This window comes from Pseudomonas cistanchae, from assembly GCF_054483635.1.
Genome location: NZ_JBTLWN010000001.1, coordinates 306,563 through 320,708, shown reverse-complemented (window position 1 = coordinate 320,708; position 14,146 = coordinate 306,563). Strand labels below are relative to the sequence as shown.

The window sequence follows — 14,146 nt, the reverse complement described above, 5'->3', positions numbered from 1 at the left end:
CTTTTTTATAGGACAAGTTATGACAGGGCGTCGCTTCAAAATCGTTGAAAGTGTGGGTAGCCGTCTTGAGGACGTGAACCGTTACGAGGATCTCGCCAAGCACCACCCCTCCTCGGGTCGTGAGCCGAACCGGGACTACGAAACCATCAATGACCAGCTCGAAGAAGTGCGTCATATCGGTGGTCGCACGCTTATCAAGAAGGACTTCGTGCTGCTCGTCGAGGGTAGCAACCGATCCATCCCGGTTCCAAGTCCTCTTGCTGGCTATGCCAAGACCAGCCGCTCCTACGGCACGCTGAAAATCTATGACGCCCCAACTAATGGCCAACTGATCGGGCAGATTCTGCACCTTCATCCCACCTTCAAGGTCAACGACGGGGACGCCATCACCTACGGCCAGCACATTGGCCTTCAGGCGGGAACGGACAGAGCAGGTGCGCAGAGCTATGCCATCCACGTTCACGCCGAACTCGAGGAAGGTGACTTCAAACGCTATATCGCGGATATGGTAAACGGCACACTGAACCCGGACGAGGCAAAGCCAGCCATTGCCGAGGGCAGTAAAGGCAGTGCCAAGGGTGATTGGTGTTACCCCTATTCACCGACGGCGGGCCATGCGCTGCAACACCTGACCGCATTGAGCAAAGCCAGGGGCGGTTTTTACCCGATTGGTGGAAATGGCTTGTGGCATGGCGGCATTCATCTGGACAAAGGTACATCCGATGCATTCGACCAGAGCCGTATCAACTGCATGACCCATGGCGAGGTAGTCGCTTACCGTGTAGACGAGGAATACCCCGTCAGCACTTACAACGGCACACCGCCGTTTCAGATACGCGCACCGTTTTCCACCGCCTTCGTCCTGGTTAGACATAGGCTCCAGGCCAAGGCACCCGCCACCGAAGACGCATCTAAACCCCAACCACCGGCGTTGACGATCTACAGCCTGTACATGCACCTCAAGTGCTGGAAAGACTATCTCCAGAATGAAAAGCTGGAACGCCCAGCGTTCTGGGGTTCCGGCCTGTACACCGTCAATACCCGCAGCAACGAACTCAACGTTCGGGGCGCGGCCAGGAGCAACGCACCCATCGTGGGTAAACTCACCAAGGGTGCCCAGATTCGCGCCTCGGGTGAAGGTGCATTCCTCAAGCTTGAGGAAGTCATCAGCGGCAACACCGAGCCAGCCTTGACGCCAAATGAGGATGGAACGCTGCCAGGCTATGTCTCTTCATCCTTCCTGACGCCCAAGGCACAACCCAAAGCAATGGGCTCTATCGTGCTGCTGGACCCGCCACTGCCAATCAAGGCAGGCGATCTGATTGGGCATGCGGGCAAGTACCAGAATCAGAGCGACGGTTCGCCTCAGGAACTGCTGCACTTTGAAGTCTTCAGTTGTGATGACGTGCCTGCGTTCATCGGCCAAAGCCGGACGTGGGCGCAGAACCTGTCAGAAGAAGAAAAGACCCTACTCAAGGTCCATGCAGGGGCCAGCAAACTGATTTCTCACCGCGAAGACATCAAGAGAGACAATCCGCCGAAGCTGAGCGATGCAGGCGCTGAAATCGGTGTCGATCTGATCCTTCCTCAGAGCCTGCTAGATGCATTACCAGCTGAGGCAAAGATCAAAGTAGCAGCCAGCAACACGGCAACCGGCTGCACCCCCAAAACCAATTGGTGGCGACTCGACAACCTTCTGGCCGGCATGGATGGTCAGCCCATCAGCGGCTGGCTGGCAGAACAGGACCTTATTACAACCCGCCACAGCCCATGGGAATGGGAAGGCTTCGATTTTGTCGAAGATACTGATACGCCCCGCTCGGGGTTGGCCTATTACCTCAACACAACCCGCCGCTTATCCGACGATGAAAAGGCTAGTTATCAGGGCGCGATAGACCAGTCCGACAAAGGTCCTGTACGCACCCGGCTCTACGACATCATCGACAGCAACCGCGACGGAAAGATGACCTCAAAAGAGATCCAAGCCGCGTTGGAAAAACCATGGCACGCTCAGCCCATCTCGCAGCTTGTCACACAGCATGACAGTGAGTGGTTCTGGGATTCCTCGCGCTGGGACGAACTCGATGATCTGATGGGCCACAGCCCCGACGATCCCAACCAGGATTGGGTTGAAGAGAAGAGTCGTATCAAGGCGTTGAGTTGGTGGAACGATGTGGCAGGCAGTCTGAAGCTTGATGCGACGGGCAAGGCTTGGCACTTCCAGCCGATAAATCTGGTAATCATGCAGAATCTTTCGGCTGCACCGGCTTCCGAGCTGATCAGCGCGGAAAACATGAAGAAGATATTCCCGTCATCACAAGAAGCCGCACGAGAAGAAGTCAGGACACTGTTCAATAAATATGCGGGTTCATTTGAAATCAATACGCCGGAACGAATTTCTCAGTTCTTTGCGCAAGTGAAAGCAGAAGTAGGCGACGCGCTGGTGGGTAAAGAAGAAAGTCTGTGGTACTCGACGACAGCGCTTCGCAGCACATTCGCAAGGTATTTCAGCCATTACCCTCAGGAAGCTGAAGAGTTGGGGTATAAACGAATATCGAAGCAGCAGTACAACAGCCTTCCTGCCAGCTCAAAAAGTGCTTATACGGTTAAAAACGACTATGCCTATTCCCAACTGCCGCAGGAAGACGAAATCGCCAAGCGTATTTACTGCTGTAGCGTACCCGGGCAGAACTTCCAACTGACCGCTGGGGGATGTGCGGAAGGGCTGTCCTACAAAGGTAAAGGCTTCATTCAGCTCACGTGGAAAGAAAACTACAAAGCGGTCGAAACTCTGTTGAAAGCTAAGGTACCAAACGAAAATATCAATATCGTCGCCAATCCAGATCAAGTACTGGAAACCAAATATGGCCTGCTGACCGCCCTAGGATTCTGGGAGTGGCAAAAATTGAACGCGAAATCTGGCCCTAGCACGACTAATACCGATCAAATAACCAAGATCGTGAATCTTCATACCAAAAGTTACGATAAGCGGAAAGAGAACTTTGAATTCATATACGGAATACTGAAAAATGCACAATAAATTCAGCATTCTGCATTTTTTACTCATCTCGACCTTGATGCTGACCAGCGTTATTGCGACCGCCGAGACGGTACAACCTGAGGACCTGTCCTCACTACAAGAACTGCGCCTTGTAGACAGTAACGACTCGCACTCCCAGCGCCTACTCATTACCGACCGTGCAGGCACTAAAGTTGTTGATACGGACAACGCCCTACCCCGCATCGAAAATGTGTATTCGCCCAATAGTTACGACGGCTACATGGCGGAACTAATCGCCGAACATCAGGGCAAAGCATCGGTTACCGATCTTCAAGGTGAACGCTACACCCTGCTCTCGCCCTCGACCCAGGCGGGGGACTATCTGGTTCTCATCACCAGAGAGGACGGAAATGGCGTTTACAATTTCAACCTGAAATTCAGATACAACAGCGCCGCAAAGTCCTTCGACCTGACACAGGTGCTGTTGAATGAAAACAACACCGAGTGCGAGCGGTCGCTTCTCAGCACGTACGTAATCGACAAGCAGGGTCTTGCCTTCACTTCGATAGCAGACTTCGACGGCACCCGTGCATTCGGCAAGCTGAAGGATCTGCGCTTTGAACATCAAACCTCAGGAGCCGCGTTAGAGAAATTAATGCCGGAGACCGAGTCCGACAATTTCAACGCTGCACTGCAGGCGTACAAAGCCGGCAACCGTGAAGAGTTGAAGACGCTTGCCAGTTATTTCATGACAGCAGAGGGCGATGACGCATGCGACCCTGGGAAATACATCGTTGAAAAATACTATTTCCCAACAAAAGTCAGGTGGTCCAACGACCTTGGCTTCCTGTTCGAGCAGGCGGGGTATTACCAAGAAGCCGCAGAGCTACTGAAGCACATTACGCTGAAGCACCCGGACAGAGTAGTCGCCTATTTGAATCTAGCGGATGCATATTGGGGACTGGGAAAGAAAGAACCAGCTAAAAAAGCCTACAGCCAGTACCACGAAGAAATGATCAAAGCCGGAAAGGAAATGAGAATCCCGGAGCGTGTCCAAGCGAGAAAATAACGTAGCAAAGTCTGTATGAGCATCATCTGTAATGCGCTGTGAAACATGACTCTCTTTTACTTGCCCTAAGCCAACGTTGCCAATTCTTATAAGAAAGGGCTTTTTTATTATTAAATCCGATCATCAATCCTCTATTGTGGGGTGCAGCACAAAGATGGGGCCAAAGAAACCTCTCGGCCAAGGAAACCTTCACTCCATAAAACAAACCTTACCCCTCTGCTATCTCTGACGTAAGCTACCTCTGCCCGCACAGATAGAAACACTGACATTCAATCGATGCCAGGCCTTTATAAATCGCTTTCCTCCACTACCCTCACTTGCCCTGCATCCATCGCATAGGCTGCATCCGCCAGCTCATTGCTAACCTGCTCCACCCGCAACGTTCCGCTGACCCAGAGCGGGGCGTAGATGTCTTCCAGTTCAATACCTTTGGGGTAGCGCACCAGTACCAGCTGGTTGGGTGGTGGTGGCGGGACGTGGATGCAGGCGCCTGGGTAGGGGACCAGAAAGAACAGGGTGCTTCGCCCAGCGCTGTCCGTTTCGAGTGGTACGGGGTAGCCGCCAAGGCGAATCAGCTTGCCGTCAAACTCAGCAACGGTTTTGGCGGAATACATCACTGCCGGCAAGTCAGCAGACTGCGGCTTCAAACCATCGGTGTAAAAGCTGCTGTCTTTTTCAGGCGTGTCATGGCTGATCTCGGGCATAGCTTCGAGAGCCTGGCGGTCCTCGGCAGGCATCAGATCGAGCCAATCGGTTTCAGGGAGTTCGGCGCGGGCGATGCCGCCAATCAACAATAGGATTAAAAACAGGTAGCGCATCAGCTGACTCATGATCAAGACATGAAGGGCAGCTGATGGCTCATAGAGGCGCTGTAGCGCCGGAGGTTCGCATGATCAGCTGCGTTTGGTGACCAGGCCGTAGAGTACCAGCAGGATGATCGCGCCAATAACCGCCCCGATAAAGCCCGCTGCCTCACCTGCATCGTAAATACCCAGCGCTTGCCCGCCATAAGTAGCGGCGAGTGCACCGCCGATGCCGAGCAGGATGGTCATGATCCATCCCATGCTGTCGTTGCCTGGCTTGAGGAAACGCGCAATCAACCCGACGATCAGGCCAATAAAAATAGTGCCGATAATGCCCATAGTCTGTCTCCCTATACATGGATGCGCCACGACCCAGAGGGCCATGGCGTTATGGAGTCAGACGGGTGCTAGCGATCAGAGGTTCCGCTTTTTATCGCCTCGGCGCTGGTTCAGCGGCCTAGCTAGGCATGATCAATCAGGGCCTGGACTGCCGCAATTTGTCGGTCCAGAGTGGCGCGGCTGTCACAGCGCAGGGTGGCGTGGCCGACTTTACGACCGACCTTGAAGGCCTTGCCGTAGTGATGCAGGTGGCAGTCATCGATTGAGATGACCTTGTCCACCGGCGGTACTTCGCCAACGAAGTTGAGCATCGCGCTCTCGCCCACTTTGGCGGTCGAGCCCAGGGGCAGACCGGCAACGGCGCGCAGATGATTTTCGAACTGGCTGCACTCGGCGCCTTCGATGGTCCAATGTCCGGAGTTGTGTACACGCGGTGCGATCTCATTGGCCTTGAGGCCACCATCCACTTCGAAGAACTCGAACGCGAGCACGCCGACATAGTCGAGCTTCTGCAGGACACGGTTGACATAGTCTTCGGCCAATCCCTGCAACGGATGCTCGCTGCTGGCGATCGACAAGCTGAGAATGCCGCTGTCATGGCGGTTGTGGACCAACGGATAGAAGCGTGTTTCTCCGTCACGGGCGCGTACCGCGATCAGCGAGACTTCACCGGTAAAAGGCACGAATCCTTCGAGAATGCAGGGCACGCTGCCCAGCTCGGCGTAGGCACCGATGACATCCTCCGGCTTGCGCAGCACTTTTTGGCCCTTGCCGTCATAGCCCAAGGTGCGGGTTTTCATTACGGCCGGCAGGCCAATCGATGCTGCGGCAGCATCCAGATCAGCCTGAGACTGGATATCGGCAAATTCGGGAGTAGGAATGCCCAGTTCCTTGAACATCGACTTCTCGAACCAGCGGTCGCGAGCGATGCGCAAGGCGTCGGCACTGGGATATACCGGCACGAACTGCGAGAGAAAGGCCACGGTTTCAGCCGGCACGCTTTCGAATTCAAAGGTCACCAGATCGACTTCATCGGCCAACTGCCGCAGATGGTCCTGGTCGCCGTAGTCGGCACGGATATGCTCGCCCAGCGCTTGCGCGCAGGCATCGGGCGCAGGGTCGAGAAAAGCGAAATTCATTCCCAGCGGCGTACCCGCCAAGGCCAACATGCGGCCCAGCTGGCCGCCACCGATCACACCGATTTTCATGCTCGTATCTGCTCCAGAAACGCTAGGGGCTCGGGTTAGCGGCGTGAGCCGCTCGCGGCGATCAACTCAGGCGCGCGGGTCCGGGTTATCCAGCACCGTATCGGTCTGCTCTTGCCGAAACTGCTTGAGCGCCACGTGATAGTCCGGGTGCTGATGGCCAAGAATGCTCGCCGCCAATAGGGCTGCGTTGATCGCACCGGCTTTGCCGATGGCGAGGGTGGCGACCGGAATGCCAGCAGGCATCTGCACAATGGACAGCAGCGAATCGACACCAGACAGCACTGCCGATTGCACTGGCACGCCAAGGACCGGCAGGTGGGTCTTGGCCGCGCACATGCCTGGCAGGTGCGCCGCGCCGCCGGCGCCGGCGATGATCACCTGGATACCGCGCGCGTCCGCCTGTTCGGCGTACTGGAACAGCAGGTCCGGGGTGCGGTGGGCGGAAACCACCTTCACTTCGTACGGAATGCCCAGCTTGCCCAGCATCTCGGCGGTGTGGCTAAGGGTGGACCAATCGGACTTGGAGCCCATGATCACGCCAACCAGTGCGCTCATCGTCGTGCCTCTCATTTGTGCGCCTGCTGGCGCGTCAAAAACCAACAAGCCACGCGGGAGAACCGGCGTGGCTTGTGTGCGATGTCCAGCCGGGTGTCGCCGGCCAAAAGGCCGCGCAGTATACCGCAAAGCCCCGGCTGGCGAGCACCTGGCATAACCGTTTGTCGAGGGTAGCTGGCCGACTGCGGCAACAGCTATCAACTGCGACCAAACGCCGGCTACTACCTATTGCCGCAACGGTAATTGAGCTCCGCTCTCAAAAAGTTATGAGGACGCCTATTTAGGCTTCTTCCTCGGAGGGCTCATTCAGCTCAAGCCATTCGGCCAGCACCGCTTGCGCTTCCTCGATGCCTTGGCGCTTGGGTGCGGAGAACAGCTGGATGCTGACCCGATCGCCCCAGCGATTGCGGATGTCCTGCTCGACCTTCAGCAGGGCGGTTTTGGCAGCACCAAAAGCCAGCTTGTCGGACTTGGTCAAAAGGATATGCATCGGCATTTCGCTGGCGGTGGACCAATCCAGCATCAGGATGTCGAATTCGGTCAGCGGGTGGCGGATATCCATCATCAGCATCAGCCCGCGCAAACTTTCCCGGCTACCTAGATAAGCCTCGAGGTGCTTCTGCCAGTGCAGTTTCAGCGGAATCGGTACCTTGGCGTAGCCGTAACCTGGCAGGTCGACCAGGCGACGCTCGTCGTCCAGGCGAAAGAAGTTGAGCAGTTGGGTGCGTCCTGGCGTCTTAGAAGTACGCGCCAGGCTGGCATGGGTCAGGGTATTCAGGGCGCTGGACTTGCCGGCATTAGAACGTCCGGCGAAGGCTACTTCGTGGCCCTGGTCGTCCGGGCATTGATCAACCTTGGCGGCACTGATCAGGAAAGTGGCTTGTTGGCACAGGCCGATAATGGGCTTCTTAACTTGCATCGGGGTATCCGGTGAGGGCGGGCGTAAAGGAAGTGCAGCGGCGCTGCCCTTGCGACACAAGCGCCAGCCTGACAGAGTCGAAACAGCGTGGCTGGCGGCGTCGTTTCAGTTTCAGTGACGCCAGTATATAATGCCGCAGATTTTGTGTGCGCTTTGTCCCACTCGCTGGATAGGTGTTCACGGGAACGATTAGATCTTCTGCCCATTAGAAAGCAGTACGTTCCCCTCCATGATGAGGCTGATCTGATGAGAAAAATGTTACTGGCTGCCGGTGTATTGATGTTGTCTTTCAACGCCCAGGCTGCTCAAGATGCAGAAGCGGTCTATGCGCGCGCATGTGCTGCTTGCCACAATGGTCAATTGCCGATGGCACCGCAAAAAGGTGACAAGGCCGCCTGGGAGCCACGTCTGGCCAAGGGCATGGATGTGCTGGTGCAGAGCGTCACCAATGGTCTGGGTGCAATGCCGCCGCGCGGCTTGTGCATGGATTGCACGGCCGAGGACTATCAGGCCGTCATTGAGTTGATGACCAAGTAAGCCCGCCACACACTATTTCTTTCTTAGCCGTAGTTGGATTAGCTGATGAACAAAGTACTCGTGAGTCTGCTGTTGACCTTGGGCCTCTCCGGCCTGGCGCATGCCGCGGGCGATGCTGCCGCTGGTGAAGGCAAGGTTGCCGTTTGTGGCGCTTGTCATGGTGCCGACGGCAACAGCGCTGCACCTAACTTCCCCAAACTGGCGGGCCAGGGTGAGCGTTACCTGCTCAAGCAGTTGCAGGACATCAAACTCGGCAACAACCCCGCCACCCCTCCTGGCGTCGGGCGCAAAGTTATAGAAATGATGGGTTTGCTGGATAACCAGAGCGATCAGGACCTGGCGGACATGGCTGCGTTCTTCGCCAGTAAGGAAATGAGCGTCGGTGCTGCTGACCCGAAACTGGTCGAGCGCGGCGAAGCCTTGTTCCGCGGCGGCAAGCTGACTGAAGGCATGCCTGCCTGCACCGGTTGCCATTCGCCGAACGGTGCCGGTCTCGATGCCGCAGGCTTCCCCCAACTGGGCGGCCAGCATGCGACTTACGTCGCCAAGCAGCTCACAGACTTCCGTGAAGGCAACCGGACCAATGACGGCGACAGCATGATCATGCGCGCCATCGCTGCCAAACTGAGCAACAAGGACATCGAAGCAGTTTCCAGCTACGTGCAAGGCCTGCATTGATCGCGTAACAGCGCGAAACGATGTGATCGAAAAAGGGTGGCCAAGGCCACCCTTTTCCATTTACCGCCCCGCTACAATGCCCAGGAACCGGGCCTGCCCATGCAGGTCGAATGCGGTGCACCACAAGCACCGCCAATCGCTTAGGAGTAAAGCATGCGTAACCTGATTCTCAGTGCCGCTCTTGTCGCCACCAGCCTGTTTGGCGGCGCAGTTCAGGCTGAATCGATCGAAGCCGGCAAACAGTACGTTGAACTGAGCAACCCGGTTCCGGTGGCCAAGCCCGGCAAGATCGAAGTGGTCGAGTTGTTCTGGTACGGCTGTGGGCACTGCTATCAGTTCGAATCCACCATCAACCCATGGGTTGAACAGCTTCCCGATGATGTCAATTTCGTGCGTATCCCCGCACTGTTTGGCGGCATGTGGAATGTTCATGGTCAGATGTTCATCACGCTGGAAGCGATGAAGGCCGAGCACAAGGTGCACGCCGCGATCTTCGATGCTATCCACAAGCAGAACAAGAAACTGGCTACGCCAGAAGAAATGGCCGATTTCCTTGCCGGTGAAGGTATCGATAAAGAGGCGTTTCTCAAGACTTACAACTCCTTCGGTGTGAAGAGCCAGCTCGAGAAAGCCAAGAAACTGGCAATGGCCTACCAGATCAGTGGCGTGCCGGTGATGATCGTCAACGGCAAGTACCGCTTTGACGTCGGTAGCTCCGGCGGCCCGCAGCAAACGCTGCAAGTGGCTGACCACCTGATCGCCAAAGAGCGCGCGGCGCAGTAGGCCGCAGCGGGCGCACGACGTGTTACGTCGCTGGCGGAGCACCCGAGGTATCGGCCTGTGCGATCCACAGGTCAACGCCGGGTGTTCGACCGCCACGGATTGGCCAGAGGCCCAGCGCCTGCGCTTGCTCAGCTTCAACATTCAAGTCGGCATCACCACCCAGCGTTATCACCATTACCTGACCCGTAGCTGGCAGCATTTGCTGCCCCACGCCGGGCGCGCCAACAATCTGCAGCGTATCGGCGACATGCTGGGCGACTACGACTTGGTCGCGCTGCAGGAAGTGGACGGCGGCAGCATGCGCTCCGGCTACGTCAACCAGGTCGAGCACCTTGCCCGCCTCGGCGATTTCCCGTTCTGGTACCAGCAACTTAATCGCAACCTTGGACGCCTGGCGCAGCACAGCAATGGCGTGCTCAGCCGCTACCGCCCCACCCTGCTGGAGGACCATCCGTTGCCGGGCCCGCCGGGCCGTGGGGCAATTCTATTGCGCCTCGGCGAAGGCGTAGACGCCATCGTGGTGGTGATGATGCATCTTTCGCTGGGGGCCCGGACCCGAACCCGCCAACTCGCCTATATTCGCGAGCTGATCGGCAGTTACCGGCATCAGATTCTGATGGGTGACATGAATACCCATGCCAACGACCTGCTGCTCAATTCGCCGCTGCGAGACCTTGGGCTGCTCGCGCCGCAGATCGAAGCAACCTTTCCCAGCTGGCGTCCACAGCGCTGCCTCGACCACATCCTGCTGAGCCCCAGCCTTGAGCTGGAGAAGGTCTCGGTGCTGGCCCACCCCATTTCCGATCACCTGCCGGTGGCGATGGAAATTCGCCTGCCCCAGGCCTCAACCAGCCCGCAACCGCCTATGCTGAATACGCCCTCTCCGCGGAAGCGCTAGATGAACGACGACGTACAGCGTTGGAAAGATAAATATCTCGCCAACTTGGAACAGCAGGAAAAGCTTGAACGACGCTGGGACGCCCGTCTCGACCTGCTCCGCCGAGGATTGGTACGCAGCAGCCTGGCTGCGGAAGGCGCGGACAAGGCCGTCGACCGCTGCATGCAGGACCTGCGGGAAATCCTTCGCCGCGACGACATCGATGCCGGGCTTTCGGCACTGATCCCGCGTCTGGAAAAATCCGTGCTGGACTCGGAGCTGCATCGCCAGCAACGGGTCGAGCAGGCGTCTACCTCCCTGGCAGCCCTCGCCGCCGCACTGCTTAAACTGGAATTGCCAAGCGAGGTGCGTAAGCCCCTCAAACACTATGCCAAACAGCTGTCCGCGCGCGCGGGTCAGCTAAGCGAATTGCCGGCGTTGCTGGCCGAGCTGAGCCACCTGCAGAATCAGGCGCTAGCCGCGCTGGATCAGGACCATGTGGCTCGCCCGGGGCTGTTGCAACGCCTGTTCGCCAAAGGCGACACGGCTGCCAGCGTAGCCGCGCCAGCAGCAGAACCAGCGGCGCCTTTCAATGAACCAGCCGTTGCTACCTCTGAATCGGCCGAGAACCAGGCGCCGGCTGCACGAGCCAGCGAAAGCGCCATGCCTGCAGTCGCTTCGCCTGAGCAGCCGCCATCTGAGCAGGCGCCGCCTGTACACGACATCGCGCCGGACCGCGAACAACTCACACCCCTGGAGCCATCGCCGGCCGCCGCGACGCAATCACAGCCAGCGGCTGCACAACCAGCGCCTGCCGTGCAGCCGTTGGCAGAAACCTTGGGTGATCCCGAATACGCCCTGCCTGCCGCGCCAGAGCCTGGCTACAGCGCGATAGCCAATCATGTTGAAGCGAGCCTGCTCGGTTTGCTTGACGAGCTGCCAGTGCCCGAACGCCACCAGCCTCAGGCTGAGCAGCTGCGCGAGCGCATTCAGGGCGGACTGAACCTGTATGAGCTGGTGCCCGTGCTGGATGATCTGTCTGTCTTGCTGCTGGCCATCGCCGACGTCGGCCAGCGCGAGTTCGAGGGCTACCTGCAGCAACTCAACCAGCGCCTTTCGTCCTTTCAAGAACACTTGAAGGACGCCCATGAGGGCTATACCGATTCGGTCAGTGCAGCGCGTGATCTCGACAGTGAGCTGCGCCAGCAGGTCGATGGCCTGAGCAGCAGCGTGCAACAGGCCACCGACCTGAACAGTCTGAAAGGCCTGGTAGAAAACCGCCTGAACGGGTTGTTGAGCACCATGGCGCAGTACCAGCAACAGCGCGACGGGCGTGACCACGTGGTGGCCGAGCGGCTGCAAACGCTGGTCGACCGCGTCGAAAGCATGGAACAGGAAGCCAAGGGCTTTCGCGACCACCTGGAGGAGCAGCGGCAAAAGTCGTTGCTTGACCCGCTGACCGGGCTCCCCAACCGGGCAGGCTGGAACGAGCGCTTGGAGCTGGAGATGGCGCGCTGGCAGCGCTACGGCGGCGAGCTGATGCTGGCGGTGGTGGACATCGATCATTTCAAGCGGATCAACGATGGCTATGGCCATCTGGCGGGCGACAAGGTGTTGAAAATCATCGCTCAAGAATTGCAGAAACGCCTGCGCAAAACCGATTTCATGGCGCGCTTCGGTGGCGAGGAGTTCGTTCTGTTGATTCCCAGCACGCCGCTCGAGGGTGGCGTGCAGTTGCTGGAAACCCTGCGCAGTGGCATCGAAGCCTGTCCGTTTCACTTCAAGGGCGAGCGCGTGACCATCACCCTGTCCGCCGGTATCAGCCTCTTCGCAACCGGTGAGCGCAGCGACCAGGTCTTCGAGCGCGCCGACAAGGCGCTGTACCGCGCCAAGCACGCCGGCCGCAACCGCATCGAATGCGGCTAGCGGCGTCCGCTCATGCCGCTTCCTGCGGCAAGTAGGGCTTCCAGCTTTCCGGAACCGCGTTCAGCTGCGGGTAGCCCATGCGGCTCAGGTCACTGCCGGGCAGCAGAAACGGCGTATGGCGCAGGTGTGGCGCGATCGCATTCAGCTCCGGAAGCCACAGGCTGACGTAAACCGCCTGCGGGTCGTATGCACGGGCTTGCCTCAGCGCGTTGAACACGCGATTGCGCCGTGGATCGTTGCCCACACCCGCCAGGTACGCCCAGTTACCCCAGTTGCTCGCGGGGTCGTAATCGAGCAGATGCTCTTCGAACCATGCGGCGCCGCGCCGCCAGTCCTGCTGCAGATCATGAATCAGGTAACTGGCGACCACCTGCCGCCCGCGGTTCGACATGTACCCGGTAGCCGCCAGCTCGCGCATGTTCGCGTCCACCATTGGCATGCCGGTATAGCCCACGCACCAGTCGCTGAAACGCTGGTCGACCTGGGTCGAAGCGGATTCGGCGCCTTTCAGCCCGCCGGAGCGGAACATGGCACTGCCATGGCGCACCAGGTTCCAACGGAAGAAATCGCGCCACAGCATTTCGACCCACAGCCAGTTGGTCGACTCGTTCGCGCCATAACGCGACTCATGACGCCGCAATTCGGCAACCACCCGACGAGGCGACAGGCTGCCATTGGCCAGCCAGGGCGAAAATTTCGACGAATACTCGCTGCCGATCAGGCCATTGCGCGTGTCCTTGTAGCTGCGCACGCCCTGGGTATTCCACAGGTAATCGCGCAAACGCGACTGCGCCGCCACCTCACCCCCGGAAAAAGGAAAGGCGCTGGCCGGCACACTGAGCGGCTCGCCCAGACCTAGCTGGGACAGCGTCGGAATAGCCTGCAGCAAAGCCCGCGCACCATCCGGCAGCGGTGGCAGCTGTTCGGGCGCTGGGCGCGGCTGAAAGACCGGCATGCGCGCCTCGACCATCGTGCGGAAGTGGCTGTACACCAGCGGCAGCTCCTCGATCGCGCAGGGCAGCTCGCCCACCCGCAACAGGCTGTTTCCCGCGGCCTGCTGCAGCGGCACACCCTTGAGCTGGCGCTGCACGCGGGCGACCTGCGCGCGCTCGTCAGGCGCGATTTCTTCGAGGGTCAGCACCTGCTGCAGATCGAACTGCGCGACCAGCCGAGGAATCACCTCCTCCGCGACGCCTCGCACCACCAGCAGGTGCGAGCCGCGTTGACGCAGCGCGGCGTCCAGCGACGTGAGGCTTTCCAGCAGAAAGCGCGCGCGGTGCACGCCGAGTCGACGGCTGCCGAACTCGCCCTGCTGCAGCAATGAGGGATCAAGCACGAATACCGGTAACAGGCGTTGGCTGGAAAGTCCCGCATACAACGCCGGGTGATCGTCCAGGCGCAGATCCTGCTTGAACCAGAGAAGCGAGCGCATCTAAACCTCCAGAATGTAA

At 58.4% G+C, this 14,146-nt stretch carries 13 protein-coding genes; 7 read left to right on the top strand and 6 right to left on the bottom strand.

Annotation, left to right across the window (positions count from 1 at the left end; all coding sequences use genetic code 11):
- Positions 1–19: 19 nt before the first annotated feature.
- Both ACX0MV_RS01465 and ACX0MV_RS01460 read left to right on the top strand, forming a co-directional pair.
- Complete coding sequence (locus ACX0MV_RS01465) at positions 20–3,040, top strand: hypothetical protein (protein ID WP_458980718.1); 3,021 nt, start codon at positions 20–22, stop codon at positions 3,038–3,040.
- Positions 3,030–4,070 (top strand): tetratricopeptide repeat protein, encoded by a 1,041-nt coding sequence (locus ACX0MV_RS01460; RefSeq protein WP_458980717.1) that lies wholly within the window; start codon positions 3,030–3,032, stop codon positions 4,068–4,070. Before ACX0MV_RS01465 ends, ACX0MV_RS01460 begins: the two co-directional genes overlap by 11 nt.
- A gap of 287 nt (positions 4,071–4,357) precedes the next feature.
- Here ACX0MV_RS01460 and ACX0MV_RS01455 read toward each other — a convergent pair whose 3' ends face one another.
- The 5 genes from ACX0MV_RS01455 to yihA all read right to left on the bottom strand — a co-directional run bounded on the left by ACX0MV_RS01455 (position 4,358) and on the right by yihA (position 7,894).
- On the bottom strand, positions 4,358–4,891 hold the full coding sequence (locus ACX0MV_RS01455; RefSeq protein ID WP_458981734.1) for a DUF3299 domain-containing protein: 534 nt from the start codon (positions 4,889–4,891) through the stop codon (positions 4,358–4,360).
- A 72-nt stretch (positions 4,892–4,963) separates the two neighbouring features.
- Positions 4,964–5,212 carry a GlsB/YeaQ/YmgE family stress response membrane protein gene (locus ACX0MV_RS01450; RefSeq protein WP_458980716.1) on the bottom strand — a complete coding sequence of 83 codons (249 nt, stop codon included), beginning with the start codon at positions 5,210–5,212 and terminating at the stop codon, positions 4,964–4,966.
- Between the two features lie 122 nt (positions 5,213–5,334).
- Complete coding sequence (locus ACX0MV_RS01445) at positions 5,335–6,420, bottom strand: 5-(carboxyamino)imidazole ribonucleotide synthase (protein ID WP_458980715.1); 1,086 nt, start codon at positions 6,418–6,420, stop codon at positions 5,335–5,337.
- Between the two features lie 66 nt (positions 6,421–6,486).
- Positions 6,487–6,975: a 5-(carboxyamino)imidazole ribonucleotide mutase gene (purE, locus tag ACX0MV_RS01440; protein WP_458980714.1), complete on the bottom strand. Its 489-nt coding sequence runs from the start codon at positions 6,973–6,975 to the stop codon at positions 6,487–6,489.
- A gap of 280 nt (positions 6,976–7,255) precedes the next feature.
- A complete protein-coding gene (gene yihA / locus ACX0MV_RS01435) occupies positions 7,256–7,894 on the bottom strand; it encodes a ribosome biogenesis GTP-binding protein YihA/YsxC (protein ID WP_458980713.1) in 639 nt (212 codons plus the stop codon).
- A 246-nt stretch (positions 7,895–8,140) separates the two neighbouring features.
- On the opposite strand from yihA, the gene ACX0MV_RS01430 reads away from it, so the two are divergent.
- The 5 genes from ACX0MV_RS01430 to ACX0MV_RS01410 all read left to right on the top strand — a co-directional run bounded on the left by ACX0MV_RS01430 (position 8,141) and on the right by ACX0MV_RS01410 (position 12,695).
- The gene (locus ACX0MV_RS01430; protein ID WP_458980712.1) at positions 8,141–8,431 is read left to right on the top strand and encodes a c-type cytochrome; all 291 of its coding nucleotides are present in this window, start codon (positions 8,141–8,143) and stop codon (positions 8,429–8,431) included.
- 45 nt (positions 8,432–8,476) lie between these two features.
- Positions 8,477–9,109 carry a c-type cytochrome gene (locus ACX0MV_RS01425; protein ID WP_458980711.1) on the top strand — a complete coding sequence of 211 codons (633 nt, stop codon included), beginning with the start codon at positions 8,477–8,479 and terminating at the stop codon, positions 9,107–9,109.
- 153 nt (positions 9,110–9,262) lie between these two features.
- The gene (locus ACX0MV_RS01420; protein WP_458980710.1) at positions 9,263–9,892 is read left to right on the top strand and encodes a thiol:disulfide interchange protein DsbA/DsbL; all 630 of its coding nucleotides are present in this window, start codon (positions 9,263–9,265) and stop codon (positions 9,890–9,892) included.
- Positions 9,893–9,911: 19 nt separating this feature from the next.
- The gene (locus ACX0MV_RS01415) at positions 9,912–10,790 is read left to right on the top strand and encodes an endonuclease/exonuclease/phosphatase family protein (protein WP_458980709.1); all 879 of its coding nucleotides are present in this window, start codon (positions 9,912–9,914) and stop codon (positions 10,788–10,790) included.
- A complete protein-coding gene (locus tag ACX0MV_RS01410) occupies positions 10,791–12,695 on the top strand; it encodes a diguanylate cyclase (protein ID WP_458980708.1) in 1,905 nt (634 codons plus the stop codon). It begins immediately after the preceding gene.
- A 10-nt stretch (positions 12,696–12,705) separates the two neighbouring features.
- On the opposite strand, the gene ACX0MV_RS01405 is transcribed toward ACX0MV_RS01410, so the two are convergent.
- Positions 12,706–14,127, bottom strand: coding sequence for a DASH family cryptochrome (locus ACX0MV_RS01405; protein WP_458980707.1), 1,422 nt, complete (start codon positions 14,125–14,127; stop codon positions 12,706–12,708).
- Positions 14,128–14,146 lie beyond the last annotated feature (19 nt).